The sequence below is a fragment of the Planococcus sp. ISL-109 genome (genome assembly GCF_018613655.1).
Lineage (GTDB): Bacteria > Bacillota > Bacilli > Bacillales_A > Planococcaceae > Planococcus.
Genome location: NZ_JAGGPW010000010.1, coordinates 22,741 through 48,783, shown reverse-complemented (window position 1 = coordinate 48,783; position 26,043 = coordinate 22,741). Strand labels below are relative to the sequence as shown.

At 44.5% G+C, this 26,043-nt stretch carries 25 protein-coding genes and 2 riboswitches; of the genes, 13 read left to right on the top strand and 12 right to left on the bottom strand.

All coding sequences use genetic code 11. The features are described 5' to 3' along the window. Positions 1 to 93 precede the first annotated feature (93 nt). On the bottom strand, positions 94 to 903 hold the full coding sequence (locus tag J7E21_RS09515) for a TspO/MBR family protein (protein WP_215106993.1): 810 nt from the start codon (positions 901 to 903) through the stop codon (positions 94 to 96). Between the two features lie 315 nt (positions 904 to 1,218). On the opposite strand from J7E21_RS09515, the gene J7E21_RS09510 reads away from it, so the two are divergent. Both J7E21_RS09510 and J7E21_RS09505 read left to right on the top strand, forming a co-directional pair. Next, positions 1,219 to 1,413 (top strand): hypothetical protein, encoded by a 195-nt coding sequence (locus J7E21_RS09510; protein ID WP_215106992.1) that lies wholly within the window; start codon positions 1,219 to 1,221, stop codon positions 1,411 to 1,413. A gap of 365 nt (positions 1,414 to 1,778) precedes the next feature. Continuing rightward, the gene (locus J7E21_RS09505) at positions 1,779 to 3,215 is read left to right on the top strand and encodes a carbon starvation CstA family protein (protein WP_215106990.1); all 1,437 of its coding nucleotides are present in this window, start codon (positions 1,779 to 1,781) and stop codon (positions 3,213 to 3,215) included. 277 nt (positions 3,216 to 3,492) lie between these two features. Here the strand turns inward: J7E21_RS09505 and J7E21_RS09500 are convergent, their stop codons facing one another. The 3 genes from J7E21_RS09500 to J7E21_RS09490 all read right to left on the bottom strand — a co-directional run bounded on the left by J7E21_RS09500 (position 3,493) and on the right by J7E21_RS09490 (position 7,926). Next, positions 3,493 to 4,170, bottom strand: coding sequence for a type 1 glutamine amidotransferase domain-containing protein (locus J7E21_RS09500; RefSeq protein ID WP_215106988.1), 678 nt, complete (start codon positions 4,168 to 4,170; stop codon positions 3,493 to 3,495). A 354-nt stretch (positions 4,171 to 4,524) separates the two neighbouring features. Next, positions 4,525 to 6,795 carry an ATP-binding cassette domain-containing protein gene (locus J7E21_RS09495; protein ID WP_215106996.1) on the bottom strand — a complete coding sequence of 757 codons (2,271 nt, stop codon included), beginning with the start codon at positions 6,793 to 6,795 and terminating at the stop codon, positions 4,525 to 4,527. Positions 6,796 to 7,125: 330 nt separating this feature from the next. Next, positions 7,126 to 7,926 carry a ZIP family metal transporter gene (locus J7E21_RS09490; protein ID WP_215106986.1) on the bottom strand — a complete coding sequence of 267 codons (801 nt, stop codon included), beginning with the start codon at positions 7,924 to 7,926 and terminating at the stop codon, positions 7,126 to 7,128. A 367-nt stretch (positions 7,927 to 8,293) separates the two neighbouring features. Here J7E21_RS09490 and J7E21_RS09485 point away from each other — a divergent pair, with 367 nt between their 5' ends. The 3 genes from J7E21_RS09485 (at position 8,294) to J7E21_RS09475 (ending at position 10,902) form a co-directional block, all read left to right on the top strand. Next, on the top strand, positions 8,294 to 9,346 hold the full coding sequence (locus J7E21_RS09485; RefSeq protein WP_215106984.1) for an aromatic acid exporter family protein: 1,053 nt from the start codon (positions 8,294 to 8,296) through the stop codon (positions 9,344 to 9,346). Positions 9,347 to 9,513: 167 nt separating this feature from the next. Beyond that, entirely contained in the window at positions 9,514 to 9,702 is a 189-nt protein-coding gene (locus tag J7E21_RS09480; protein ID WP_215106982.1) for a YecA family protein, read from the top strand. Positions 9,703 to 9,720: 18 nt separating this feature from the next. Then, on the top strand, positions 9,721 to 10,902 hold the full coding sequence (locus J7E21_RS09475; RefSeq protein ID WP_215106980.1) for a hypothetical protein: 1,182 nt from the start codon (positions 9,721 to 9,723) through the stop codon (positions 10,900 to 10,902). Positions 10,903 to 11,033: 131 nt separating this feature from the next. Here the strand turns inward: J7E21_RS09475 and J7E21_RS09470 are convergent, their stop codons facing one another. The 3 genes from J7E21_RS09470 to J7E21_RS09460 form a co-directional block, all read right to left on the bottom strand. Continuing rightward, a complete protein-coding gene (locus J7E21_RS09470; protein ID WP_215106978.1) occupies positions 11,034 to 11,759 on the bottom strand; it encodes a CPBP family intramembrane glutamic endopeptidase in 726 nt (241 codons plus the stop codon). Positions 11,760 to 12,085: 326 nt separating this feature from the next. Next, positions 12,086 to 12,820, bottom strand: a complete 735-nt coding sequence (locus J7E21_RS09465) for a plasmid pRiA4b ORF-3 family protein (RefSeq protein ID WP_215106976.1) — start codon at positions 12,818 to 12,820, stop codon at positions 12,086 to 12,088. Between the two features lie 334 nt (positions 12,821 to 13,154). Next, positions 13,155 to 13,349: a hypothetical protein gene (locus J7E21_RS09460; protein WP_215106975.1), complete on the bottom strand. Its 195-nt coding sequence runs from the start codon at positions 13,347 to 13,349 to the stop codon at positions 13,155 to 13,157. A 446-nt stretch (positions 13,350 to 13,795) separates the two neighbouring features. Between J7E21_RS09460 and J7E21_RS09455 the strand changes: the two genes are divergently transcribed. Together J7E21_RS09455 and J7E21_RS09450 are read left to right on the top strand one after the other, a co-directional pair. Beyond that, a complete protein-coding gene (locus J7E21_RS09455) occupies positions 13,796 to 14,188 on the top strand; it encodes a hypothetical protein (protein ID WP_215106973.1) in 393 nt (130 codons plus the stop codon). 25 nt (positions 14,189 to 14,213) lie between these two features. Then, positions 14,214 to 15,080, top strand: coding sequence for an alpha/beta fold hydrolase (locus J7E21_RS09450; protein WP_215106971.1), 867 nt, complete (start codon positions 14,214 to 14,216; stop codon positions 15,078 to 15,080). A gap of 267 nt (positions 15,081 to 15,347) precedes the next feature. Here J7E21_RS09450 and J7E21_RS09445 read toward each other — a convergent pair whose 3' ends face one another. Next, a complete protein-coding gene (locus tag J7E21_RS09445) occupies positions 15,348 to 15,434 on the bottom strand; it encodes a helix-turn-helix domain-containing protein (RefSeq protein ID WP_251047934.1) in 87 nt (28 codons plus the stop codon). Positions 15,435 to 15,713: 279 nt separating this feature from the next. Between J7E21_RS09445 and J7E21_RS09440 the strand changes: the two genes are divergently transcribed. Next, entirely contained in the window at positions 15,714 to 16,523 is an 810-nt protein-coding gene (locus J7E21_RS09440; protein WP_215106968.1) for a CPBP family intramembrane glutamic endopeptidase, read from the top strand. Between the two features lie 298 nt (positions 16,524 to 16,821). Here J7E21_RS09440 and J7E21_RS09435 read toward each other — a convergent pair whose 3' ends face one another. From J7E21_RS09435 to J7E21_RS09425, 3 genes are all read right to left on the bottom strand, one after another. After that, positions 16,822 to 17,472, bottom strand: a complete 651-nt coding sequence (locus J7E21_RS09435; protein WP_215106966.1) for a vWA domain-containing protein — start codon at positions 17,470 to 17,472, stop codon at positions 16,822 to 16,824. An 81-nt stretch (positions 17,473 to 17,553) separates the two neighbouring features. After that, a complete protein-coding gene (locus J7E21_RS09430) occupies positions 17,554 to 18,552 on the bottom strand; it encodes a macro domain-containing protein (RefSeq protein WP_215106964.1) in 999 nt (332 codons plus the stop codon). 315 nt (positions 18,553 to 18,867) lie between these two features. After that, positions 18,868 to 19,383: a YfiT family bacillithiol transferase gene (locus J7E21_RS09425; protein WP_215106962.1), complete on the bottom strand. Its 516-nt coding sequence runs from the start codon at positions 19,381 to 19,383 to the stop codon at positions 18,868 to 18,870. A gap of 295 nt (positions 19,384 to 19,678) precedes the next feature. Here J7E21_RS09425 and J7E21_RS09420 point away from each other — a divergent pair, with 295 nt between their 5' ends. Together J7E21_RS09420 and J7E21_RS09415 are read left to right on the top strand one after the other, a co-directional pair. Beyond that, positions 19,679 to 21,157: an amidase family protein gene (locus J7E21_RS09420; protein WP_215106960.1), complete on the top strand. Its 1,479-nt coding sequence runs from the start codon at positions 19,679 to 19,681 to the stop codon at positions 21,155 to 21,157. A gap of 197 nt (positions 21,158 to 21,354) precedes the next feature. Next, positions 21,355 to 21,873 (top strand): GIY-YIG nuclease family protein, encoded by a 519-nt coding sequence (locus J7E21_RS09415; RefSeq protein WP_215106958.1) that lies wholly within the window; start codon positions 21,355 to 21,357, stop codon positions 21,871 to 21,873. Between the two features lie 114 nt (positions 21,874 to 21,987). On the opposite strand, the gene J7E21_RS09410 is transcribed toward J7E21_RS09415, so the two are convergent. Further along, complete coding sequence (locus J7E21_RS09410; RefSeq protein ID WP_215106956.1) at positions 21,988 to 22,203, bottom strand: lysozyme inhibitor LprI family protein; 216 nt, start codon at positions 22,201 to 22,203, stop codon at positions 21,988 to 21,990. Between the two features lie 669 nt (positions 22,204 to 22,872). Further along, positions 22,873 to 22,977: riboswitch (guanidine-I (ykkC/yxkD leader) on the top strand. A gap of 57 nt (positions 22,978 to 23,034) precedes the next feature. On the opposite strand from J7E21_RS09410, the gene J7E21_RS09405 reads away from it, so the two are divergent. From J7E21_RS09405 to J7E21_RS09395, 3 genes are all read left to right on the top strand, one after another. Next, the gene (locus J7E21_RS09405) at positions 23,035 to 24,387 is read left to right on the top strand and encodes an APC family permease (protein ID WP_215106954.1); all 1,353 of its coding nucleotides are present in this window, start codon (positions 23,035 to 23,037) and stop codon (positions 24,385 to 24,387) included. A gap of 96 nt (positions 24,388 to 24,483) precedes the next feature. Further along, a riboswitch (guanidine-I (ykkC/yxkD leader) is annotated at positions 24,484 to 24,588 on the top strand. 45 nt (positions 24,589 to 24,633) lie between these two features. Further along, positions 24,634 to 25,374: an urea amidolyase associated protein UAAP1 gene (locus J7E21_RS09400; protein ID WP_215106951.1), complete on the top strand. Its 741-nt coding sequence runs from the start codon at positions 24,634 to 24,636 to the stop codon at positions 25,372 to 25,374. Continuing rightward, entirely contained in the window at positions 25,374 to 26,024 is a 651-nt protein-coding gene (locus tag J7E21_RS09395) for an urea amidolyase associated protein UAAP2 (RefSeq protein WP_215106949.1), read from the top strand. The genes J7E21_RS09400 and J7E21_RS09395 overlap by 1 nt, the downstream gene beginning before the upstream one ends. Positions 26,025 to 26,043 lie beyond the last annotated feature (19 nt).

Genomic DNA, 26,043 nt, shown 5'->3' with positions numbered 1-26,043 from the left:
TTATTTATTGTACAATATATTGTACAATAAATAAAGTGTGAACTATATTCCACACTATGTTTATGGCGTTTCATCGCTATTCCTAAAGCGCTCTTAAACCGTCTGTCTTGGGAAAAGAGTATTTCCATTTTTAATAAATGTCCACACAACAGCAATCAGAAAGATCCCGATACCTGTCAAAAGAACGCCTTGAATGGCCATGGACATAGCAGGATCGAGCTGTCCGTTCGCATAAGCACTATAGATCCCAAAGAAAGCCCAGGCTAAAGGAATCGGAAAGGCGGCGTTTTTGAAACGCGCCAAGTAAAAGAGGACAAATGCGATGGCAATCCCCAATACGATCATTGTCCAGATGGAATCGGAAATCCCGAATCCATTCCATTGCAGTTGCACTAAAAACACAGAGATATTAACCATTGTCGCAATTAAAACCCACGAACCGTACAAGGTAAAACTGATACCTGCAAGAGTAGAAGGAAATTCAAAGCGATTTTTGTAGATTCTTTCCACAATGATGAGCAAGGAGAACAACATTCCCAAAATTAGCAGCGTGGATATGCCCAATCGTTCATAAGAAAACGCAATGATCCATCCCATATTCAACAGGGAACTCGCGATAAATAAAGGCGAAATCAATAGCACCAACCTACTGATATTCTTGTCTTTCCTTTTTGCAAATAAGTAGATTAAGGTAATCAGCAGCAAGCTATAAATGACGCCCCAAATCGAAAACGTAAAAGGTGCCGGGGATATGAGCGTCATGTATTTATCTGAAATATCTTTTTGAGTGTTTCCATTAAAAAACCCTGAAGATCCGAGGTAATTGACGCCGAGCGTTAAAAAATAAAACACCAGATTTAACAAGGTGAATAGTTTTGTTTTTTTCAATGTGTTTTCATCCATAGTAAATTCATCCTCTCGATAGCTATTGTCCTTTTCAACATACTGATATGCCGCTCCTTCCTTATCTCTTCCCGAATCTGCTATGCGGCAAAACTGGTTTCCTGCAAATTCCTTCCAAACAAACGAAAATCAGCTCGAGCAATTCGCAGTATAGGAGCAAAAGCGATAGAAATCTTGCCGATCTGGTCTTCGTACTTATCGTAAACCGCTTGTGCTGCCTGGCGGGATTCAACGCGTTGTTCACCCGTCCCTTTGTTTATCTCCATTTGGTTTAGGGAATACTAATAAGAAACCGCTATTGAAAGGAAGATTATTATGAGCGACCACCCATCACCGGAACAAGAAAAGAACATACAAAAAATGAACGAGCTCCTTGGGAAAAAAAATAAGGCAACTTCCGAAAAACAAGATTTCGATCAACAAGATCAGAAAAACCAATCCTTAAAAGACAATGCACGTTTCGCCAATGACAACAATAAACTCACGCCCACCAACAACCGAACTCCATGAACCACCACTTTCACCCATTAAAAAACCAGCAAATCGCATCCTGATTTGCTGGTTTTTTATTGGGTTAAAATTGAATCCACAACGGAATGGCTCGAAGTAACGGATGTCCTCTTTCACATAAAACTGTATCTCAAGATAACAAAGAAATGGATAGGACAGCCCATGGATTAAAAAGAGTCATAGAGTATTTAGCTCTAAAAACCCATTGGATAAGCTTTCATCGTCACTATTCTTATCAATTTTCTCTCTGTTTGCCAAAAAAGTAAATTGAATAATTAACTTTTTCAAAATACTATATTTCTTTTTATAGGAAAGGTGTTATCATGTGTATACAATATATCACTGACATCAGGAGGAAGACGCATATGATTACATTTTTCGCTGCACTCGCATTATTGATTTTAGGTTACGTCTTCTATTCGAAGTTTATCGAAAAGGTCTTCGGCGTCGACGATCAAACACCGACTCCCGCATATGCCCAAAAAGATGGCATCGATTATGTGCCGATGAGCTGGTGGAAAGGCAATTTGATTCAATTGCTGAACATCGCTGGACTCGGCCCGATCTATGGAGCCGTGGCAGGCGCTTTGTATGGCCCGGTCGCATTTATCTGGATTGTCGTTGGCTGCATTTTTGCAGGCGGGGTTCACGATTACTTTTCCGGCATGATGTCGATGCGCCACGGCGGAGCGCAGTTCCCTGCACTCGTTGGCCGTTATTTAGGCAAAAACGCCAAAGTCTTTATTAATGGCTTATCGTTGGTGTTAATGTTACTCGTGGCTGCTGCTTTTACCGCAGGGCCAGCTCAGTTGATTGCTCAAATTACGCCAATTAGTTTTATCGTGGCATTAGGTCTTATTTTTAGTTATTTTATTGTGGCAACCATTTTGCCGATCAACCGGATTATCGGCCGTATTTATCCGTTGTTAGGCGGCATTTTACTGTTCATGGCCATTGCTGTGGCAGTAGCGCTCGTTTTTTCAGGGAAACCGATGCCGAACCTGACCTTCAGCAATCTACATCCGGGCGACCTGCCGATTTGGCCGCTACTCATGGTCACGGTGTCATGCGGCGCGATTTCCGGCTTCCATAGCACGCAAAGCCCGATTATCGCCCGCACCATGAAAAAAGAAACCGATGGCCGCAAAATTTTCTACGGCGCCATGGTCATCGAAGGCATCATCGCCTTGATCTGGGCGGCGGCTGGCATGACCTTCTTTAGCGGGACGGAAGGCTTAGGTGCGGCACTTGCCGCTGGTGGACCTTCTGGAGTAGTCAACGAAATTTCAATTTCTCTCCTTGGCACATTGGGCGGAATCTTGGCGATTTTCGGCGTCATCATCTTGCCGATCACGACGGGGGATACAGCGCTTCGCTCTTCACGCATGATTTTAGCGGACCTGTTGTCGAAGTTTTTCAAGACAGACGGCAAAGTAAAAATCCTATTGATCACGATTCCGTTGGCCATCCCGACATTTTTTATGGCGACAATTGATTATACCTTCTTATGGAGATATGTCGGCTGGACCAACCAAGTGGTCGCCACGTTCATGCTGTGGACCGCAACGATGTATCTACTCAAAAACTACAAACTGCATTGGATCAGCGGCGTGCCTGCCATCTTCATGACAGGCGTCGTGTCCATGTACATCTTTTATGCACCTGAAGGTTTGAACATGGACTACCACATCTCCGCCATAATCGGCTCGGTCATCACTTTAGCGGTCGTGTTATGGTATGCAGCACAGATCATTAAATATCGTCCTTCTACACAAGTTGATTCGGAGTATGAAGCTGTTTAAAAAAAGGGCTGTCTCCTAAGCCTCCAATAAGCAGTAGAACCAAAAAGAGCTATGGACTTAATCGGTCCATGGCTCTTTTTCTGTGTGTTTTTTTTTACGCGGGAATTTTAATCTTTTTGGAACGGATATCTATGCTATACCGATTCTCGGAATAATGGGCGACGCAATACAGGGGCCTAGTTTCCACAAAAAATACAGAACTATGCACTGGATCTTCGCAAAGTTCTGTATTTGGCATTTATGAAACTATAGCGGTAATTATGATTGAATCCATCACTTAGTTTTCCTGTTTGTTTCTCTTCTCAAAAGCCTTCACCAATTCTTCGGCCAATTCTTCAGAAGAAAACGGATCGCGTCCGGTCACCAATTGGTCATTACCCCATACTACTTTTTGTTCGGCGGAATAATTTCCTAGTTTATTCATTTCACCTTCCAGGCTGAATGGCAGAATAGCTGAAAGTCCTTCAGGTTCGACGGCTTCCGGATACCCTGTAACGTCCAAGCCGGAAATGATGCTTTTTCCATCCGGACGTTTTGTCCAAATTAATGGAGCCGGTCCGTGGCATACCGCTGAAACGATATTTCCGTTATCGTAAACGGCATTGATGATTTTATGCAGCGTTTCATCTTCAGCCAGGTCATACATCGCCCCGTGGCCACCAACGATGAACACCGCGTCATAGTCTTCTGGAGTAACTTCCGAAAGAGCTTTGGTGTTATCCGCTAATCCCGATTCATACATTTTTTTGTATTTGCCTTCAGGATCATAGTCTTCGCTGATGCTGACCTGATCAAGCGTCGGTTTTCCGCCTAGCGGTGAAGCCAGGTCCAGTTGATGTCCCGCTTTTTCCAATATCTCCATCGGCGCGAATAATTCTTCAGCCCACCAGCCGGTTTCGTAATTATTTTCTGTATCCTTGTGTCCACTTGATAGTACTGCTAATACTTTAGCCATTTTTGTTTCCTCCTCTAGTTATAAATCATCCTAATGCTAGTAGTTCCCGAATATTTTCCCGTTTAAACAAACTAACAATTCCTCAGGCTGTCGAGAAACTCCAGAAAACCGTATTTTCCGAAGCTTATCGCTCGCTTTCCGATGTAATGCGTAGCATTACTGAGCAGAAGTTTTTACGAGCGGACGCTTCTCCAAACACTTAAATAGCTTACACATTCTTTGAAGAGGTAAAAGTATAGATGCTTATAACTCAAATTGTGCGTGACACAGGGACCGCGTTTCTCGGAAATACTGCTGACACAAGGATCTTGTCTCTCGAATTGTGTCTGACACAGGGACACAAAACCGGAAAAACTACTCCTTCATACCTTTTCTTAGCCACTTCGCCGTCAATGTTTCCGACTGGAGCATATCTTCTGGTGTGCCTTCAAACAAGACTTCGCCGCCTTTTTTTCCTCCGCCTGGCCCCATTTCGATGACCCAGTCGCTCGCGGCGATAAAGTTTAAATTGTGTTCGATGATGATGACAGAATTCCCTTTGTCTACAAGGCCTTGGAAAACGTCCAATAAATGAGCGTTGTCCCTTGTGTGCAGGCCTAATGATGGTTCGTCCAACAAATAGATTTGTCCTTCTTTTTTCAGGTGGCTGGCCAGTTTGAGACGTTGCACTTCTCCTCCGCTTAACGAACTTGTCGTCTGTCCGAGTGTCAGATAGCCCAAGCCTACATCCTTTAAGGTATCTACTTTTTTGACGATTTTCGGCATTTTTAAATAATGATTTGTTTCGTCGATTGAAAGTTGTAAAATTTCCACGATATTTTTTCCTTTGTGGCGATAAGACAATGCTCTATCTGAATACCTCGTCCCTCTACAGGCTTCACATGTAACGGTCACGGGATCCGCAAAAGCCACGTCTGGGGTGGTGACGCCTTTGCCCTCGCAAACAGGACAGGCTCCCGACGAATTAAAGCTGAACAATCCCGCAGGCTGTCCTGTTTCTTTTGAAAGAATCGACCGAATGTCATCCATAATCCCCATGTAGGTAGCAAGTGTCGAACGGCTGGAAGTTCCGATGCTGCCTTGGCTAACCGCGATGGTTTCGGGATAGTTCTCTGTAAATGCGCCAAACAGTAACGAACTCTTGCCGGAACCTGAAACGCCGCATACAGAGACCAGGACATTTTCAGGAATTTCCACACTTATGTTTTTCAAGTTATTGGCAGAGGCATTTTTTATCGAAAAACTGTTTTCTGCTCCTCTCGGATTTTGATTGATCGTGACTTTGTGATCTAAATCGGTGATGGCGGAAGCTTTCTTTAACCCTTCCTGTGCGCCTTGATACACCACTTCTCCACCGCTCACTCCCGCTCCTGGACCCATTTCTATTATTTCATCTGCTGTTTTGATGACGGCTAAATTGTGTTCGATAACGACTACGGTATTATAGTTGTCCCTTAAATTTTCCAACATTTGCGTTAACATCTCGATTTCTTCCGGATGAAGTCCTGCACTAGGTTCATCGAAAATATACGTGATGTTATTTAAACTGCTGCCTAAATGACGGGCAATTTTCACGCGTTGAGCCTCTCCGCCAGACAAGGTACCCATTTTTCGCGCCAGGCTCAAATAACCCAGCCCCAAGTCAACCAGTTGTTTTACATTAGGAAACGCTTGCTGTGCAATTGATTTTCCGACAGGATCATTTATTTTCGCCAGTTCAACCAGCAATTCCGTCAGTTCCAACCCTTCGTAATGGGCGATATTCAAGCCGTTGATTTTGCATTCCAGTACTTTCGGATTTAACCCTGAACCCAAGCAGGTCGGGCACGCTGTGTGTGTCGACATCGCCAAGACATCTTCTTGGGAGGTTTTTTTCAGCTTAGAGAGATCTCGATTAATGTACAGACGGATAAATCTCGGAATGATGCCATCCCATTCGTAGTCCTGAGAGCTGTCTTTTGTATAATAAGTTCCAAATGCCCGCTCGCCGAACGGTGGTCCATAGACTAACAGATTATATTGTTCTTCCGTGAAATCTTTAATGGGTATGTCGGCATCAAACAACCCGCCATCCACCATCCATCTGCCTTGCCAGCCTGAGGGAGATAGCGGTTTAAATCTCACTGCGGATTCTCTGAGGGATTTCGTGTCATCGATTATTTTGGTGATATCAGGCGCAACGACTTCCCCGAAGCCATTGCATTCCGGGCAGTTGCCGAAAGAACTTTCACTCGAAAATTCGGTGGCTGAGCCGATCGATGGGCTGCCGATTCTTGAGAACAACAGCCGGATTAAAGGATCAATATCCATATAAGTGCCGACAGTCGAGCGGGAATTGCCTCTTATCGGTTTCTGTTCCACGACGACAACCGGGCTTAAGTGTTGCATCAAGTCGGCATGAGGTCTTTCGTATCTCGGCATCTGATGTCTGATATAAAGAGGATAATTCAACGTCATTTGTCTTCTGCTTTCTGTTGCTAAAGTATCAAATACGACTGAGCTTTTCCCTGAACCTGACAGGCCGGTAAAAACATTGATTTTTTCTTTTGGGATATTTAAATCTATATTCTTCAAATTATTTTCTTGAAGCCCTCTTAAAATGATTTCATCTCTTTTATGTGCCATGTTGACATTCTCCTTTTCCAATCCAATCATGGACTTGTCCTAGTAGTAAATGGGTTCCCTGTTTGGGGCCGGTTCACACAAACGTATTTAAGAAAATCACGATGGTTCCCTGAGTGCCGTACAATTTATAGACAGGCCAAAAAAAAACACAGCCGCTGCGTTGATGCAGCGAGTGCGTCTTAGCCAAAATTGCACGCTAATTGTGTGTGACACAGGGACTTTATTTCAGGGACTTTATTTCACCGAATTGCTTCTAGCACAAGGATCTTGGTTCTAGAATTGTGCCTGACACAGGGACACGTCTCAACTTCTAGCTAGCATTTTCTGTTTTCAGCTCAACGCGACATCGAGCATCATCATGACGGCAAAGCCGATAAGTAGACTATTGGCCGCAAGTCCGTGGTTGCCGTTTTCCCGTGAACCCGGAATCACTTCTTCTGCGACGACGAAAATCATTGCCCCCGCAGCGAAACTCAAGGCATAAGGAAGCAGCGGCTGCATCATGCTGACGGCTAAAGCGCCCACCACCGCCGCCACCGGCTCGACGAGCGCCGAAGCCTGTCCGTACATAAAGCTTTTCAGGCGGGATTTTCCTTCAAGGCGGATTGGCATCGCAACTGCAACCCCTTCAGGAAAGTTCTGTAATCCGATGCCGATTGCCAAAGCGACGGCGCCCGCAAGTGAAGCTTCTTCATAGCCAGCCGCCACCGCCCCGAAGGCGACGCCTACAGCGAGTCCTTCGGGGATGTTATGCAATGTGATTGCGAGCACTAAAAGCCGGCTGCGATTCGCACTTGGTGTGATATTTTTATCGGACGGATGCTGATGGGGAATGTACCGGTTTAAAAGGAAAATGAATAATCCGCCCGCCATGAAACCGACGGCACTGATGAGCCATGCGGGCTGGGAATGCGAATGTTCCGCCATTGCTATCGCGGGAGACAAAAGGGACCAGAAGCTCGCGGCGATCATGACCCCTCCGGCAAAGCCCAACATGGCATCCATGATTTTCAAATTAATGTTTTTCACGAGAAAAACTGTTGCAGCTCCAATCGCTGTAACGCCCCATGTGAAAAGCGAAGCGAGCAAAGCTTGCATGACAGGAGGCACGCCGATCAACCATTCAACCAAGAATCATCACATCCTCACATATGCGTGGAAAAGTCTAAAAAACCGCTAATTCACTGAAGAATTAGCGGTTACTAAAGGTTACTGGCTTAATTTCGCCTAAGAAACAGCAATTATAATGTTTGATAGATTTATTCCTTATTTCCTCTTTTTGTAAACCTAAAACAGAACACTAGTCGCATAAATAATGACGGAATATTCAGTCGGTCTGTTTCAAATTTTTTTAACACAGGGACGCAATTCCCTATCATCATTACTTTTTACTTTCATATTCTCAATGCTGATTGTAATTGCCTTGGAGTACATATAGAAATGGATGATATACTGAACTTCAGTGGAAATACTGCGTAAAGGAGATGGTGGTTAAAATATGAGGCGACCCTTTCATTTCAATGGCAGTCGAATTGTGAAAACAGGTATAGCTATATTTTTAACAGCCACTATTTGTGAATGGTTTAACTGGCCGCCTGTCTTTGCTGTCATCACGGCAATCGTTACGATTGAGCCAACTGTTAGCGATTCGATTAAAAAGGGACTGGTAAGGTTCCCGGCATCTGCTATTGGCTCTGCATTCGCTGTTTTCTTTATTACACTCTTCGGGAATTCCCCGATTACCTATACACTCGCTGCTGTTGCCACTATTTTAGTCTGTTATAGACTCAATCTGCATGCCGGCTTACTCGTTGCAACATTGACAGCCGTAGCCATGGTAGAAGTCATCCACGATAATTTCCTAATCGCTTTCTTCATTCGATTAGGTACGACGACTATTGGCTTGCTCGTGTCTACCGCTGTAAACATGCTCATTTTCCCGCCAAACTACAGTACAGATATCCTGAAAAGTATCAAAAGTATTAGTGAACGTGCAGGAAGTATGTTGGAACACACATTCCGCACGATCCTATTTGACGGTGATGCGAACCTTCAAGAAGATAGGGAGGTTGTTAAGCGACTGACTACGGAAATTAGAAAGACGGAGAAATTAATTCATTTCCAGCGGGATGAAGCGAGTCTTTATCCTTGGGTTCGCGGAAGGGAAGCTGAGCTTCGCATGGCGGAAAGGCAATTGCTATTTTTACATAATCTCGAGTTCCATTTAAATGCTTTACTTCGTGTCCCCCTGCATGATATTCAGTGGACAAAAGCTGAGCGGGATATTATTATGCATGCCGTTACGGCGCTCGCGAACGACTTGCGGTATTCCATTAATTACGATCACGAAAAGCATCAGCAGCAATTAAAAAGTATTACCGACCTATTCTGGGAGAACAGCAAACGAGTACCGGCAAACGATGCCCTGCACCCTACCATGTTTCCGCCGGAATTCACGATTCTTTACGAGCTCATCACAATTTATGATTTAGTGGATAAGTTTTTTGATCCGAATAGCGTGAAGGCCGCACAGGAAGCGGAAAAATCGTAAACAGATAGTAAAACGGCCGTGCCGGAAACTGAACTGTTTCCGGCACGGCCGTTTTAAATTAAATTGTGTCTCACACAGGGACACATCTCTTCCTCCCACCTCTTCCTTGAACTTCAAACACAGTCTCTGTACGATTAAGAAAATAGCTAAAGAAAAGAGAGGATCTCATGGTCGGACGAAATGATCCCTGCCCGTGCGGCAGCGGCAAAAAATACAAGAAATGCTGCGGCAAGGAACAAGTGGTGGATTTGCAGGAAATAATCAGTTCAGAGCTGGAAAAGATCATGGAAGGCTTCGCTGAAGAAGGTTTAGAACCCGCCAATTATTTCGAAGTGGAGCAGCGCACCCGCCACTAGAAGACAGCTTTATCTCAAGTGTTCGATACGGACATGATAGAAGCGACCGCATATGAATCTTATATTTACCATGACCGAGTGGACATTTGGAAGAAATACATCGCCCGCCAAAAAAAGCACCAGAAACGCCAGCGCATCATTGATGTGCTGACTTCGTGGGAAGAGCCGTTTTACCTGCTTGCGGAAATACAGAAAGTCGAAGGCGAAAATTTCGTCATTCGTGATGTGCTGACGAGTGACACCTACCAGTTTCCGGGATCCACACAGGGTCAAGCCGGCGAGTGGCTGTTCGGGCTCGTCATGCGAAACCCGTTAGAGAACAAAAAGGAATTGCAGCCGACTTCCGGCATCCTCTTTATCCCGCCGCATCAGAAAGCCGTAGTCGAAGGGATCAAATCCAAACTAGCGAACGGCATCAGTGATTCGCTGGAGCTATACAAAATCCTTGCCGAGCAAGTCCAATTACCGGAACTGCCTGTATTTGAAACGGATGTACTCGAACTGGTCGAAAGCTTCTTGAAAAAACATGATTTTGAAAACGAGCTTCCCAGAAACATGGCTTACTCTTTCCTGGCCGAAGTTCCACTCAATGCCCGCAAACCGGAAGGCGTCGCAGCCGGCATTCTGCAGGCGATCAATCTCTTCGGTTTTTTTGGGAACCTGTACGTCACGCAAAAGACCCTTGCCGAGTATTTTGGGACATCAGTCGCTTCCTTAACAAAATATCGTGATCTCATGGAAAACTACCTGATGGAACGAATCCAAGGAATGGCGGAAGGTCTAAAAGATCCGGATTCCGATCTGGATTTTGATCTCGATATGGATGTTGACCCGCACATGGCTATGCCGCAAATGCTGACGACAATGGGCACCGATCCACGAATCACCGAACGTGGCATGTGGCAAATGGTTATGCGGACGCAGCATTCAATTGCCGCAACCGAAGATGATCTGAACCGGCTTATTCAACAATCGATGAATTCCCCCTACTCGCCGGCTAATGATGCTGAAGCTGCGCAACTCACAAGCTATCAGGCTTATGAGGCCCGAACTGAAAAGGAACGCCAAAAACTCACCAAACAGGCATTTAAACTGGATCCTGAAAATACAGAAAGGGACCCTGTGTTCCGCACAATTCTCACACAATTAAAACGAAGTCGCAATAACGATGTAGCAGTGGTAGGAATGTATAGAATATAAAGTGTCGTGTATTATCAGAATCGTTTAGAATTTTTTTAGCACAGGGGCGTGATTTTACAAAGGCCTCACAATCTTCTCAATATGAGCCACGCCATGAGGTAATATCTTCTGACATTTTCAACAGGTGTCCTTTAGCGGGACAAAATAAATGTAGCAATAATAGTAAGACCTACCATCACAATGTTACTAATACTGTGCATCATCATCGGGTAATACATACTCTTAGTTTTTTCATAACAATCGCCATAAAAGAGCCCCAGCACAATTGCCATGACGACTTGGAACGGATGATAAACAACTGCGAAGGGTGCAAAAGAAAAGCTCATGTGTGCCAATCCAAAAATAACCGCAGCAATGATATTGGCTGCACTGACTTTTCCATTAAACCATCGATTTTTTATGACAACTCCCAGCATGGTGATCGCAAACGCTCTAAAAATAAGTTCCTCTGACGGCCCTGACAATAAAAGCTGAAAACTCAGTTGCCCTAGGATATTACTTGCCGTTAAAGGATAGGGGAATTGTTGAAATGAGCCGGTAAGAATCGTCAATAAATGTGACACAACTGAGCCTGCGCCGAAAATAAGCGTAAAGGATAAAACATATTTCTTGCCGACTTCTTTGTTGCCCCAGCCAAAACCATATTTTAGCGGTTTAAAAATATTAAGAATGACTATAAAAATGAGAAAGATAAGAGCTTGAACCAGATGCCTTAATGACATCCAAGCGTATGCGCCGTCCGGATCAATTGCTTGATAATCGAACAAGTTTGCAATCATGCCGGATAACCTGGGTACAACCAATAGAAGGAAAGTAAAAAACAACACCCATAAAATACTTTTCATCGCTTTTTTCATGCTCGGCTCCCCCTATCCTATTTGGTGAGGAATACGTTAGTAATATTTAGTCAGCCAAAAATCCCCTGCAATCGCAATCGGATAGTCTAGTTCATCTTCACTCTCCCGGGAGCGACACAATTCTCAGCAGTTCCCAGATTGTCCTTGTGTCGAGCTCCATTATGAATATTTAAACTCCCAGATATAATATTAAAGCTGTACCCGTTCATCCTTGAGATCACTGGGTACGGCTTTTTCTTCATGCAATTGTTGCTAACAAACTGAGTTGAGTTTGACAAGGGACGCGATTTTTTGGCGCTAAATGGCCAAATGAAATCGAAAACATCTCAACCCTTCCGATATTTATCCTCAATCACCCGGTGATTCTCATGATGGATCTTATCCCATTCTGTCTTTTTGTACATCCGGCTTTTCAGCAGCATGTTCATCAGATCAGGATCATACTCCCTAAAATACAGGCTATCCGCCCAGTCCTTAGTTTCTTTGTGCTCCGGATGCTTTGGATCCCGGTAAACTTTCAGGAACTCATAAAACCCCGGAATCCCGCCCACATCTTCCGGCGGCGCTGTTTCTGCCCCGTCCAGCAGCGTCGGAAAACCGAAATAATAATCGTCGACGATGTCTTCCAGTTTGATGCGGAACTGCCAGCCGTCCCCGAAGTCGTAGTTGTAAAGGAGCTCGTCGTGCTTCTCCAGATATTCATCGATCTTGATTCCGGAAGGCTTCCGCACAACCGCCGAGATTCGCTGCTGGTAAGCTTCTTCGAACCGCTTATGTTCGGGCTTCATATTCTTCAGCCGCTCCGCGAATTCTTTTTTGTTCTTCTTGTAATACTGATGTTCCAAGTAGGCTTCCTCGTCGTTCGTCACCCGGATCCCGTCTTCTGCCAAATCAAATTCAAACAAATGGTAAGCCTCATATGGATAACCGCTCTGAAAATTACTGGTCTGCTGCACGATGTCGTGGAGCATATTGAATGTGGCCCCTGCCGGCATGATCACTTGGCGCCAAATCAGCGGGTCAGAGTGTTCAAGTTCGATTCGGACAATATACGATTTCATTTAACACACACCCTACTTTCTATTTTGGGTCTTATTTTAGAGTAGTACGATTGAATAAAACCAGGTTCGCTAATCGGGAAGTAAGGGGATAATGCGCTTGCTACGGCTTAACGATAACATAATATACCCCGTACCTTTAACTCAAACTTTACCAGCAGTTCCCAAATCGCCCCTGTGTTTCGCACGATTCCCACACAATTTATATGGATGAATAAATTGAAAAAACCACACCTGCAATTTTGATACAGCGGGAATGCAATGTATGGAGTATAAATTGTCGTGTATTGTCAAAATCGTTTAGAATTGTTTTTTACACAGGGAAGCGATTTTTTGCTTATAATAGAAATAGTACAAGTAAGATAATCGGGATAGTTATGAACAAGGTCATCAAACAGCCAATCCCCACCATTGCGCCACCAGCTTTTTGCATCCCTTTCCCAACATTCTCCGCCTTTTCGGCTCGTTGCATGCCTTCGTGATACTCTACTTTTTCCTGATCAGTCATTTCATCATAGCTTTTTTTGGGCATACTGAATCCCCCTCATTTCTTAGGATGTTACAAGAAGCAGGCTCCTTCTGCAATATACAGATGTTTCCAATATACATAAGACTAAGAATAATTAGTAAAAAAGATTAAATAGCCGAATGAGAGAGGTCTTATTAGATCTCTCTCATTCGGCTATTTGCTCGTTTTATATCAAGTTTCACTTTTTAAAACAACTTATCATTTCCAGTTTGCTTTTGAACACATAGCTCATCTTACGTACTTGAGCGTACTGCCAATTAATTTACACTCCTAGTTTTGTAAGCGTATGCTATAATAAAAACTGATTATTCAGATTTTATTAAAACGTGTTGTCTGAAGGAGGTTCAATAAGATTCTTATTCTTCGACCACCCTAAGAAATGACGACGTTACTGGCTGTGGAATCGGAAAAAGAGGCGCTACTAAAAAAACACAAGGAGGCAATACCTTATGGCAGTAGCTAAAGAACAACAATGGGTTTCGAGTTTTCAAGAAGCAAACGACACAAACGAAGAATTAACTGCGCATGGCAAGTTTTTCACTTGTACGTATTTGTTGGATATGGAAACCAAAAAAGTTCTGATTCAAATGCATGCCGGGAAAGTTGAAAAAATCACTGTGGACCCCGGCCCTCTTGACTCGTACCAATTTGCCATTCGCGCCAGTGCAGATACATGGCAGAAATTTTCAATGCCTACACCCCCTCCGATGTATCACGGGATTTGGGCAGCCAGCTTCCAACGCGATATGAAGCTTGAAGGAGACTTAATTGTTTTAATGCAAAACCTCCGCTGCATCACAACGCAGTTAGAGCTGCTTCGAGTTGTTGGGTCACCGGTTTAAACTAAACTAAGAGGAGGAAATTATAGTGGCTAATTCTAAAATTTCACCGGTAACGGGGCGTTATGTAACATTTGATGTTGAAGGAGAAGAATACAGAGTCTTTTACTTAGAGAACGGTACAGGACAACCAATCGTTTGCCAACACACAGCAGGATGCCACAATCATCAATGGACCGGACTTCTGGAAGATGAAGAATTCACACAGAATTATCGAATCATTGCCTATGATCTTCCACGTCACGGGAAATCAGATCCTCCGCTGAATACCGAATGGTGGAAGGAAGAATATAAACTAACTGTGGACTTCTTTACAAAATTTGTCGTGGCTTTTTGCGATGCGCTTGAATTGGAAAAACCTATTTTTATGGGATCATCTTTTGGAGGAAATGCTGCTCTGCAACTGGCACTTCACTACCCGGATCGTTTTGAAGCGGTCATTCCTGTAGAAGCTGCTGATTATGCACCTGGGTTTTATCTGGACTGGTGGCATCATCCACACGCAAACGCCGCACAAGTTTGCGCAAGCGGTGTGTGGGATTTAATGGCTCCCCAATCGCCGGACAAACATCGCTGGGCCACATGGTTCTACTACACACAAGGATCCGAAGCATTCAAAGGAGACCTTTACTTCTATTCTGTCGATCATGACTTGCGCGGAAAACTTGACCAAATCCAAGGGGATAAAATCAAAGTAGTCATGATGACAGGAAGTTACGACTACTTGACCCCCCCTGAAGATGGAAGACGTACAGCCGATCAAATAAAAAATGCGAAATTTATTGAGATGGCCGACATCGGACATTTTCCAATGAGTGAAAATCATGAAGTGTTCCGAAAATATTTAAAAGAAGCTTTGAACTTTATTGGTGAATCTACTACTTCAAAAGCTTAGCAGCGTGTATTAATACCAGATTCAACCACCGTCAATGCAAGATGCCAACAAGACGGCACGGAGCATCCCTTTCGAGACAATAAGCAAACACCTGTTTAAGAGCCAGTTGTCGGTATTTCACCGATGGCTGGTTCTTTGTTTGTGTTTCCGTCTAACTATTTAATATAGTAGGGACGCGAGTAAGGCGGGTACTTAAAAAAAGGTGATGATATTTGCGAGGATGGGAATGATTTTCATGAACCACCAATGAATGATATTCGAATACGCTTAAAATCCAAAGCCGATGGTCTTGGCGATGAGCACATGCTGTTTTTGGTTGGGATAGAGTCGAAACTTGTAGGCTTTGTGGACCATCACGATAGGCCACCTCCTTAGCAGCACTAAAGTAAGAACGTATGTTCCTTCAACCGTGAAAAAAAAACAAAAAAAGCGATTCATCGCCCACCTACGCAAGGCGTTGAGATAGGGGTCTTCTCGCTAGGAATGATAAAATTAAAAGTCATGATATTATAAAGTCAAAACATTATCAATACTCCGACTTTGTAATGCTTATTTAATTTATTGTAGAGATTAGATGCCCGGCTCTCCGGGAGCAGTCAAAAACGAAAGGCTGTGATGAGGATGTCCGAGAAAATGAGGTCACGGTTTGTCCTCGGCTGGATGTTGAGCGCGTTCATCTTGGCGATTTTCATTCCGCTGCTGGCCACAGAAAATGTGCTTATCATCAGTGTCGCGATGCAGTTAGTTTTCTACGTAGCCCTGCCAGTGTTGCTATTCAGCTATCATTTTAAAAAACGCGGCGTGAAACTTCGACAGGTCGTATTCTTTCGCGGCACCGCACGCTGGCTGCTGCCGATCTTCGGGCTCACCGTGCTCATGTTGGCATTGTCCATGAGCTTATATTGGATGACGTTGCGGGCGATCATGCCCATCACTCCCACTGTGGTCAATTTTGCCCTCACGCCACAGCCGCTCCCCAAAGCGTTATGGTATTTGGTCGCGACCGGCTTCATTTTAGCGATCATCGCGCCGATTGCGGAAGAGTTCGTGTTCCGCGGACTGATCCTGAATCGGCTGATGGCGGCATTTGGCTTCTGGAATGGGCTCGGCTTGTCGAGTTTGCTTTTCGCCATATTCCACATCAACTTTTTCGGCGCATTCCTGTTCGCGGTGGTGGCGTCGCTCCTGTATTTGAAGACAGGCAATTTGCTCGTGCCGATTTTGCTACACATCGCCAACAACCTTGTCGCCGTTTACCAAAGCTTCATCAATCCGACTTTTCCACAATGGCTGATGGTGACGAGTATAAGCGATCTGTATACGAAAAGCGTGCCAAACTTTATTGTGCTGATTGGGAGTCTGGCACTGTTGCTGTTTGTCATTGAGCGGCTGGCTCAGGGGTTGGAAAACAAGATAGAAGAATATCGTATCTTTTGGAAATGATTCCTTAAGAAATGGCACGAAATGTCCATCCGTTTTTCTCCAAATACACTGCGCGGCCGAATCGACATTCCCGGCATTTGAGGCGAAAATGAGCTTTTTCACAAAGAAAATCCGGGAGCGCTATGCGATTCTGGATTTTCTTTTTAGTAGTTCGCTCCGAGGTATGTTGATTTTCTTGAAGCGACGATGTGTACAGTAAAGATTGAATCAATGACATATCAGTCACTCCCTCCCTCCCTTACTGTTGCCTTCAGATTACTAGCTCCTCATTTCCTCCCAAAAAAGAAAAGAAGGACCTTTATTTCTTCCCACGGGAATTATAATCTTCCTCAATCTCCTTCTTCCACTCCCGGTCAATCTTTTTCCCCGTCCGAAAAGAACTAACCGCTTCACTCAACACTTGATAATTAAGCTCCGTCCCTTCCGCATCCGCATGATAGTCGACCGCGAATTCCTCCTCCACACCAAACTTCCGTGCAGTAGCCACGGCATCGATGTTAGCGCCGAGGAAGATGAATTCCCAGCTCGCTGCTTTTTTCTTCGCGGCAATCATTTCGTGGATCTTTTTGTAGTTGTATTCACAGCTGGAGTTTTCCAGGCCGTCCGTCGTGATGACGAACATCACTTTGTCCGCTTGCTGGTCTGGCATTGTGCTTTTTTGGACGTTGCTGATTTTCTGGATGGTCGAGCCGACCGCATCGAGCAAGGCCGTCATGCCGCCCACTTCGTAATCCGTCTCCGTCATCGGGGAAATGCCTTCCAGCGAGATCCGGTCATGCAGCAGTTCATATCCCTGATTGAACAGCACCGTCGTGACGCGGACATCGCCGGGAAGCTTGCGCTGCTTGTCGATCAAGGCGTTAAAGCCGCCGATCGTATCCTTCTCCAGACCTGCCATCGAACCGCTTTTGTCGAGAATAAACACCAATTCCGTCGTTTGCGTTTTCATATCGGTTTCCTCCTCAAGTTTTCTTTCTAACCCAAGGATACGATTTTCCAACGTGAAAAAGGTCGCTTTAGAAGCGACCTTTTAAGAGCCGAGCAGCGCTTCGTCAAATGCGAACAAAGCCTCGTTGATTTCAAAGATATTGTATTTTTTCCGTTCAATGAAATAGAGGATTATCAAATCAAATTTATGGCTGCGTGATAATGTGTACCCCGCTGTGCCAAGCAATTCTTCAGTTTCGTGAAGATCCAATTCAAGAGCCACGGCAAACGCGACAATGGTCTTTTTCTTAGGTGTGTATCCCGGAGAATTCTTGATTTTGGAAAACAGCTTTTTGTCGATATTCGCTTTTTTATACGTTTCTGCGTCCGTCATGCCTTTGTCGTCAATGAATCGAAGCAGCCGCTCTGAAAAGGATTCGTCCACGTCTCGAAGGACATCCTCCAGACTGATTTCCATGGAAGATTCTAAGGTTATTTCCTCTTCTTGGACGTCCATGAGGATTTTTGAATCTCTTTTCCTACGGTACCGGCTATCCCTTTTCTCCAGTTCCGTTACTTCATGTTCATCAATGAAAGCGGCAATCGATTCGTAAAGTGTTTCACTGATGCCAAAAGACTGCCTGTCGAAGACGACCACATAGACCTGCATTTCATGCTCCATCAGAAAAGCTTCGATCTCCGACATGGCAATCCGCAACGCCGGTTCTTTCGGATAGCCGAAAATCCCGGTGGAGATGAGCGGGAATGCAATCGACTCACAGCCGAGACGAGCGGCAAGTTCAAGCGAGTTGCGGTAACAACTTCGCAGCAGCGCTTCTTCATTAACTGACCCGCCTCGCCAAACAGGACCGACCGTATGAATGATGAAATCGGCATCGAGCGCAAACGCCTCCGTAGATACCGCTTCACCGACCGCGCAATAACCGATCCGGTCGCATGCCTCTTGCAACTCTCGAGAACCCGCTGCATTGAATATCGCGCCGCAGACACCGCCGCCCATTTTCAGGTGTGAGTTAGCGGCATTAACGATGGCATCGGTTTTCATTTTTGTGATGTCGTTTCGCACGATTTCCAGTGGCATATGCTCATCCCTCTCTGGCTTCAGTCTCTTTTATTCTATAGTACCTGATTGTTCTCTAAGCTGCATTTGGTCCCTGTGCACCGCACAATTCCAAACGGCTAGATTTGCCGATAAGCTAGGCGTAGCAGAGGATTCCGTGTGCAGAGAACTGCAGCTTGTCCCTGTGCGCTACACAATTATTTGTAGAAAGGCAAAAATAAAAAGACGCACCTGCTAGCAGGCGCGTCAAATTGTGTGTGACACAGGGACATTTCTTCACCGGATTACTCATAACACAGGAATCCTGGCACTCGAATTGTGTCTGACACAGGGACACTAAAACTCTGCACCCAAAGCAATCTTGATATGCGCCAAATGATGCTCTTCGTGCCAAGACAGTTTCGCGAGATTTTCGGCGACGCGGATTTCGCCATCCGTTTCGTGGATGAAGACGCGTTCCAATTGCGCATCTGTCACATACTGCCCGAGTGCAACGATCCGTTCGTTCAGTCCTTCCAGTATGCGGATGGAACTTTCCACCGGCAGTCGGTTGTCCGGAAGCTGTGCCCATTTTTCCTCGTCGAACCCAGGCACGGTCGGATTGTATTCCGTCAAAGCCAGTTTCAGGCGCTGATACATAGCCAATTGCGAATCTGCAATATGATGCACGAGCTGACGGACGGTCCAACTGTCTTCCCTGTAGGTCTTGCCCAACTCCTCATCACTCAATAAATCAACCTCATCACGAAGCCGCGTCGTGTAACTATTGATCTCCCCGAGCCACTTGTCGATCTCTTTAGTCGTCACTTGATCCGGAACCTGCAATTGCCCGATCGGAAATTTCACATCCATTTATGTAACCCCTTTTCCATCTGTCTTTGTCGAACGCTATATTCACGCTCAATATACCAATGCACCCTGGGTTTGTAAACCAGCTATCTAATCTTGCGTTCACTTCCCTGTAAGCGGCACACTTCCAAAGCAATTGATGAATTCGACTGAAACCAGCAAGCATCTCGGCGAATGAAAACTTAAAAAATTATCTGCTTTATACGTGAAGTTTACCAGTTGAAACCTGCACTTTATGTAAAATTAAGAATTGATGTACAATTAAAGACAGTTCATCAATATAGTTAGGAGCCTACATATGGAGACAAGCACTTTCAAACTGATCGAAGCAACAATCGAAGACATTCAACAGGCTTTTCAGGAAAACAGACTCACTTCCGCGGAATTGGTTCAAGCCTACCTCGACCGAATCGAAGCCTTTGACCGCAATGGCCCGAAGATCAATTCTGTGCTGACCATCAATCCCGATGCGCTGAAGATTGCAGCGGAGCTGGATGAGATGCGCGGACAGGACGGGCAAGGGCCGCTTTACGGCATTCCCGTACTACTCAAAGACAATATCGAAACGGCGGACCCAATGCCGACAACGGCCGGTGCCATTGCACTCGAACACAATTTCGCGAAACAAGATGCCTTCCTTGCGAAGCAATTGCGAGGTGCCGGCGCCATCATTCTTGGCAAAGTGAACTTGAGCGAATGGGCGTATTTCATGTCGCAAGATGGCCCGAGCGGCTATAGCTCACTCGGCGGCCAGGTTCTGAACCCATACGGCGTCGGCATCTTCAAAGCAGAAGATGTCGGCGGCTCCAGTTCCGGAACAGGCGCCGCCATCGCGTCGAATTTCGCCGTGGTCGGCATCGGCACCGAAACTTCGGGATCCATTTTGAGCCCGGCCAGCGCCAACTCCATCGTCGGCATCAAACCGACAGTCGGGCTCGTCAGCCGCTCGCGCATCATTCCGATTGCCGAAAGCCAGGACACCGCAGGACCGATGGCACGCACCGTGGCGGATGCCGCGATCCTGCTCGGTGCTTTGACCGGCGTCGACGAACAGGACCCGGCCACACAAAAAAGCGCAGGTCAGTCATTGACCGATTACACACCGCATTTAAAATCGGACGGCTTGAAAGGCGCCCGCATCGGTGTCGATCTTTCATTCCTCAACAATGAAGAACCGGAAGAACGCGCCATCATGGATGAGGCGATCGAACAATTGAAATCGCTCGGCGCCACCGTCGAAGAAGTGACGATTCCCCAGCAGTCCTTCGAATCAGACGTGATGTGGTATGAATTCAAGCGGGGCGTCAACGATTATCTCAGCACCATGCCTGGAGAGGTGCCGGTCAAATCCCTTGCGGATGTCATCGCGTTCAACAAACAAGATCCAGAGCGCCGCATGAAATTCGGCCAAGCGGAACTGGAAAAATCGCAATCCTTAAGCGATGATCCGACTGACCCGACGTACGTGGAACACCGCCAAACCGATTTGCGCTGCTCCACTCTACAAGGACTGGATCTCATCATGCGTGAACACCAACTGGATGCACTGTTATTCCAAAACAACCGCGGCGCCGCGATGCCAGCACAAGCGGGGTATCCGTCCATCACCGTCCCGGCTGGCTACACGAGCAGCGGGCATCCGATTGGTGTCACCTTCAGCGCGCGGGCGTTCAGCGAAGCGCGCTTGATCGAACTGGCCTATTCCTATGAACAGGCGACCCGAAAACGGAAAGCACCGGATTTCAGTAAGCACCCAATAACGAACACATTCCAATAGAAGATTCTTGATGTGATACCCTTTCCAGATTTAGATTTCCAGGAGGGGTTTTTTCACGATTGTTTCTTGTGTGCCGCACAATTCACACACAATTTTAAAGATGAATAAACTAAAATAGATACATCCGCAATTGTGTTGTAGTGGGTGTGTTTGTAAGGAATAATACAAAAACTAGGTACCTTGAAAGGAGAAACTTTATGGCCCTTACTGCTTCTACCCTAATCCAGATTCACTGGGAAGGTTCTTATAAATTAGAGGACTTGCCGACGCTGATGAATGACAAGATCGACTACGGGATCTATCAAATTTACGGGACGCATCCTGTGTATGGAAATAATGTTTTGCTGTATATCGGCAAAGCCGATTACCAAACTTTGGGCAAACGGATTTCTCAGGAAAATTGGTTGTACACCAATGACTCCAACAATCACAAAATCTATATTGGCAGACTTCACGGCTCCCAACCGCTGAATGACGAAATTTGGTCTACCTATCTTGATTTGGCAGAACGACTGTTAATTTACACACATAAGCCTGCCTATAATGCTAGAAGCATCGCTTCTTTCCCAGACAAGGAACTGCAAGGTATCCATGTGTTAAACTGGGGCCATTACCGGTCACTGCTTCCGGAAGTTTCAGGGCTGCGCTGGACGAGTAAGTTGGATGATGTAGAATATGAAGTTTTTAAGGTTCGGGATGAAGAGGCTTCTATTTGATAATGAACTAAGGTTTACTCTTATTCTCTATGAAACAAAAAATGCATGAAAAATCTCCGCATTTCTGGAGCATTTTTCATGCATTTTTATATAGTTGAAAGTTACCATCAGTGCTTAGTCCAAGTAATTCTCGATTAAATAATAAGTTCTAGCTTTCGTTTCGAATGCTAGATAATCCATTCCTGTAGCTCTTTCTGAAGCTGGCTCTTTTGGTCTTTCAGCAAAATTTTGTTTCTTCATTTTGATCCATTCAGTTTGTTCTGTTTTTAGGTTTTCAAAATCAGATTGTGGCATCGTAGATTTAAGTTCGCCCCATACTTCGTTTAACAAGGCGTCGATTTCTCCTCAAAGAGAAGTCAACGCCTTAGTTATTTATTTCTCTATTCAAGAAGTGCATGCAGAGATCGATTTCCCGTATAGATCCAATTACTAGCTGAGCCGTCTCACTACCAGCTCAGCTAGTATTTATCCTCAATCATCCCGTAGATTTCATTATGGATCTTATCCCATTCTGCCTTTTTGTACATCCTGCTTTTCAGCATATCGTTAATCCAAGCAGGATCATAATCCCGGAAATATTGACTATCTGCCTATACTTTTGTCTCTTTAGGATTCTTTATCAATATCCTTCACGATAATACCAATCTGAGTAATAATGTTTGATTCCAGTAAATTCTTCATCGAACCTCTCCCTTTTATACATTTAGATAAAGATTTCTTTATGGCGATTTACAGAGTCTAAATTTCTAAGTTTTGAGGCTTTACCCCTTTATAATTCTACATTTAAATAGGCTGTCTTAGTGTGTCTAAGATGCTGAATAATTTATCTTAACTAAAAAACCATGTTAGATAATCTAACACGTTCGTTGATTTCATTCTTTTCTGACAATTATAATAAGGACATCACATACAAGACATGCTTAGAAGCACAGAAATTCGGAGCTGTTTTATCGGACTTCTGAACATCGCCTATAAAGGTTTTCACATTGCGTTGAAAACAAAAAAGCTATCTAGGGTTCCGTTTAAAAAGAAATTTTTAAAGACTGGTCCGAGAGAGAGCGTGCAGCTTAGCTGTATACACGGAAGGATAAAAGCCTGGGAGACTTCTCCCTGACTTTTATCTTTTTTATTTAAATCAAATATTAAAGAGGAGTGGATGGAATGGATGAAAAAATGATACTTGTTAAATCACTTAAGCTTCATCAAGTTGTTTTTATGGGACTTGCATGGATGACACCGATGATTTTCTTCACTGTATATGGAGTAGCGTTTGAAGCTGCTGATGGGATGATGGCAGCTGCCTACCTCACCGCCTTTATCGCCATTATCTTTACTGCCTACAGTTATTCCCGCATGGTAAAAGCCTATCCGATTGCAGGCTCGGCGTATACATACACAAAAAAAGCGATTCACCCGAAAGTCGGCTTTCTCGTGGGATGGGCATTGCTCATGGATTATATTTTCTCTCCGATTATTGCAATACTGACATTTGGAATTTTTATGAATATGGAGTTTCCCGCTGTTCCTATTTTTGTATGGATCATCATAATGAACATCGTGCTGGCAGTAGTGAATATTGTAGGCATTAAATCAGCGGCGCGAGTTAGTGGTATTTCTGTCAGTATCCAAGTCGGTTTTATTGTTCTGTTTTGTGTCTTGATTGCTAAGGATATTTTGACCGGCAACACAGAAGCAAGCTCGCTTTTCTCATTGGCTCCATTCCTTGGTGATAACGTTCAGCTTGGCGCCGTCTTTACAGGAGCTGCCTTAATCTGTTTCTGCTTTTTGGGATTTGATGCTGTTACAACGATGGCAGAAGAAACAATTGATCCAAAAAAGACCATTCCTAAAGCAATTTTTCTAATTGTAATAATAGCAGCGACAATGTATATTGCGATATCGTATTTAACACAAATCGCTTATCCGAATTTCACCTTTGTAAATGCAGATAATGCCGCCTATAGCTTAGTGGTAATGGTGGGTGGCAATTTATTGAGTTCTGTTTTTATTATGGTGCTAATCGTCGCTACTTTCACACAAGGTGTTGCTTCGGTAACAAGTGTCAGCCGCTTTCTTTATGCGCTGGGAAGAGAATCGATTTTGCCGAAAAAACTATTTACAACGCTTCACCCTAAATATAAAACACCCGCTTCTAACATATTATTTGTAGCTGTTATTTCCATGTCAGCTGTTTTTATTAACTTGAACACAGCTGTTATGTTTGTCAGCTTTGGCGCTTTAACAGCTTTCACATTCGTTAACCTTTCTGTTATCGCACATTACTACATCAAATTAAAAAAACGCTCACCGGTAGAGACAATATTATATCTTGTCTTCCCTCTTCTCGGTGCCAGCTTTATAGGATGGCTTCTCACACTACTGGATACACATACATTAACAGCCGGTGGAACCTGGCTTGCGATTGGATTTGTTTATCTTATGATCAAAACTGGATGGGCTAAAAAAGCTGCTTTATCCCCGGTTAAGGAAACTCAATTAGAAAAAACCATGTAAGATTATCTGACACAACTCTTGATTTCAGTCTTTTCAGACTATTATAATAAGTACATCACATCACCTATAAAGGTTTCCACGAGAATAAGTTGGAAACAAAAAGCTATCTAGGGTTCCGTTTAAAAAGAAATTTTTAAAGACTGGTCCGAGAGAAAGCGTGCAGCTCAGCTGTATACACGGAAGGATAAAAGCCTGGGAGACTTCTCTCAGACTTTTATCCTTTTTTATTTCAAAGGAGGAGATCGTATGAACACTGTTACACCTTTTATTTCATCCAAAGTCATCCCCGCTGGGGGAAAATGGTCCTGCCGCATTAGTAAAGGCAAACAATTAACTTTTACCGCATTGGAAGACGGGGTCAACATTTCACTGCTTTTGTATAACGCCACTGACTTAACAGAGCGCTATAACATGCCGGATACGCTAAAAGCTCAGCATACTTCTCATTTAACGAAAGGACATATCTTGATGAGCGACAACGGCCGAGTGCTCGCCAGTATTATCGAAGACTCTCTCGGCTGGCACGATACAATTTCAAGTTATGCTACCAAAAAGATGATTGACGAAAAGTACGGGCTGACGAACTACCAGAAACAACGAAACGACTGGTACCGCAGCGGCGAGGAAAATTTCGCTATTGAGTTATTCAGAAACGGCTTAACCACTCGTGATTTGGTGCCTGCCGTTAATTTATTTTCAAAAGTGTACTGCGATGAAAAAGGCAATATGCATTTTGTTCCGGGACACGCTAAAAAAGGAGACACCGTGACACTTAGAACGGAAATGGATGTCGTTTTGATTTTATCCAATACGCCGAATCCTTTTGATACAAGCAGCACGTATCCAACAGCTCCATTTGAACTCGCCATCACAGATGCCAAACCCATACAAGAAGATGATAGTTGCTTGAATAACCGTCCGGAAAACCGACGCGCTTTTGAAAACACATGGGACGATATGCTTCTCACTAAAGGAGGAACTTTATAATGACTGTTTTAACTCATGCTGTAAGCGAACGAAAAACAGAGGACGCAATTCAGACTGAAACTGTTCTGGCAGGAGCAGGCTGGACATACACTTTGGAGCCTGGCCAAGTCCTTCGCATTGTTGATTTAGAAGGAAATCAGGCTGCCGACACACTTTTTTACGATGCCGATAACACGGCTGACCATTACAGTGCAGTGAATACGATTCAACGTCAAGGAAACGTCTACTTGTCAACAGGATCCATGCTGGTAGCTGAATCGGGAAAAGAATTAGTCAAAATCGTTGCTGATACATGCGGACGACACGATACACTTGGCGGCGCATGCTCCGCCCAAAGCAACACCGTTCGTTACGCACACGAGACATTGCCGATGCACAATTGCAGAGACACGTTCATGCTTCAATTATCTAAATTCGACAGTAGCTTCACGAAACGGGATCTTGCACCTAATGTGAATTTCTTTATGAACGTCCCTGTCACACCAGACGGAGGACTGACTTTTGAAGACGGCGTTTCAGCACCTGGCTATTACGTAGAAATGCAGGCTGTCAATCGAACACTCGTCTTAATCAGTAATTGCCCGCAGTTAAATAACCCGTGCAACGCTTATAATCCAACGCCTATTCAGCTATTGATTTGGGATAACTAACAGAAAAAAGGAGTGATTG

Bases quoted from the DNA above. Each gene is read 5' to 3' on its own strand.
- J7E21_RS09425 (WP_215106962.1), bottom strand. From the start codon at position 19,383: ATGGATGTGAAATTTCCGATCGGGCAATTGCAGGTTCCGGATCAAGTG.
- J7E21_RS09405 (WP_215106954.1), top strand. From the start codon at position 23,035: ATGGATGAAAAAATGATACTTGTTAAATCACTTAAGCTTCATCAAGTT.
- J7E21_RS09485 (WP_215106984.1), top strand. From the start codon at position 8,294: ATGAGGCGACCCTTTCATTTCAATGGCAGTCGAATTGTGAAAACAGGT.
- J7E21_RS09465 (WP_215106976.1), bottom strand. From the start codon at position 12,820: ATGAAATCGTATATTGTCCGAATCGAACTTGAACACTCTGACCCGCTG.
- J7E21_RS09445 (WP_251047934.1), bottom strand. From the start codon at position 15,434: ATGGTCCACAAAGCCTACAAGTTTCGACTCTATCCCAACCAAAAACAG.
- J7E21_RS09480 (WP_215106982.1), top strand. From the start codon at position 9,514: ATGGTCGGACGAAATGATCCCTGCCCGTGCGGCAGCGGCAAAAAATAC.
- J7E21_RS09470 (WP_215106978.1), bottom strand. From the start codon at position 11,759: ATGAAAAAAGCGATGAAAAGTATTTTATGGGTGTTGTTTTTTACTTTC.
- J7E21_RS09400 (WP_215106951.1), top strand. From the start codon at position 24,634: ATGAACACTGTTACACCTTTTATTTCATCCAAAGTCATCCCCGCTGGG.
- J7E21_RS09460 (WP_215106975.1), bottom strand. From the start codon at position 13,349: ATGCCCAAAAAAAGCTATGATGAAATGACTGATCAGGAAAAAGTAGAG.
- J7E21_RS09455 (WP_215106973.1), top strand. From the start codon at position 13,796: ATGGCAGTAGCTAAAGAACAACAATGGGTTTCGAGTTTTCAAGAAGCA.
- J7E21_RS09415 (WP_215106958.1), top strand. From the start codon at position 21,355: ATGGCCCTTACTGCTTCTACCCTAATCCAGATTCACTGGGAAGGTTCT.
- J7E21_RS09515 (WP_215106993.1), bottom strand. From the start codon at position 903: ATGGATGAAAACACATTGAAAAAAACAAAACTATTCACCTTGTTAAAT.
- J7E21_RS09500 (WP_215106988.1), bottom strand. From the start codon at position 4,170: ATGGCTAAAGTATTAGCAGTACTATCAAGTGGACACAAGGATACAGAA.
- J7E21_RS09435 (WP_215106966.1), bottom strand. From the start codon at position 17,472: ATGAAAACGCAAACGACGGAATTGGTGTTTATTCTCGACAAAAGCGGT.
- J7E21_RS09420 (WP_215106960.1), top strand. From the start codon at position 19,679: ATGGAGACAAGCACTTTCAAACTGATCGAAGCAACAATCGAAGACATT.
- J7E21_RS09505 (WP_215106990.1), top strand. From the start codon at position 1,779: ATGATTACATTTTTCGCTGCACTCGCATTATTGATTTTAGGTTACGTC.
- J7E21_RS09440 (WP_215106968.1), top strand. From the start codon at position 15,714: ATGAGGTCACGGTTTGTCCTCGGCTGGATGTTGAGCGCGTTCATCTTG.
- J7E21_RS09395 (WP_215106949.1), top strand. From the start codon at position 25,374: ATGACTGTTTTAACTCATGCTGTAAGCGAACGAAAAACAGAGGACGCA.
- J7E21_RS09495 (WP_215106996.1), bottom strand. From the start codon at position 6,795: ATGGCACATAAAAGAGATGAAATCATTTTAAGAGGGCTTCAAGAAAAT.
- J7E21_RS09430 (WP_215106964.1), bottom strand. From the start codon at position 18,552: ATGCCACTGGAAATCGTGCGAAACGACATCACAAAAATGAAAACCGAT.
- J7E21_RS09510 (WP_215106992.1), top strand. From the start codon at position 1,219: ATGAGCGACCACCCATCACCGGAACAAGAAAAGAACATACAAAAAATG.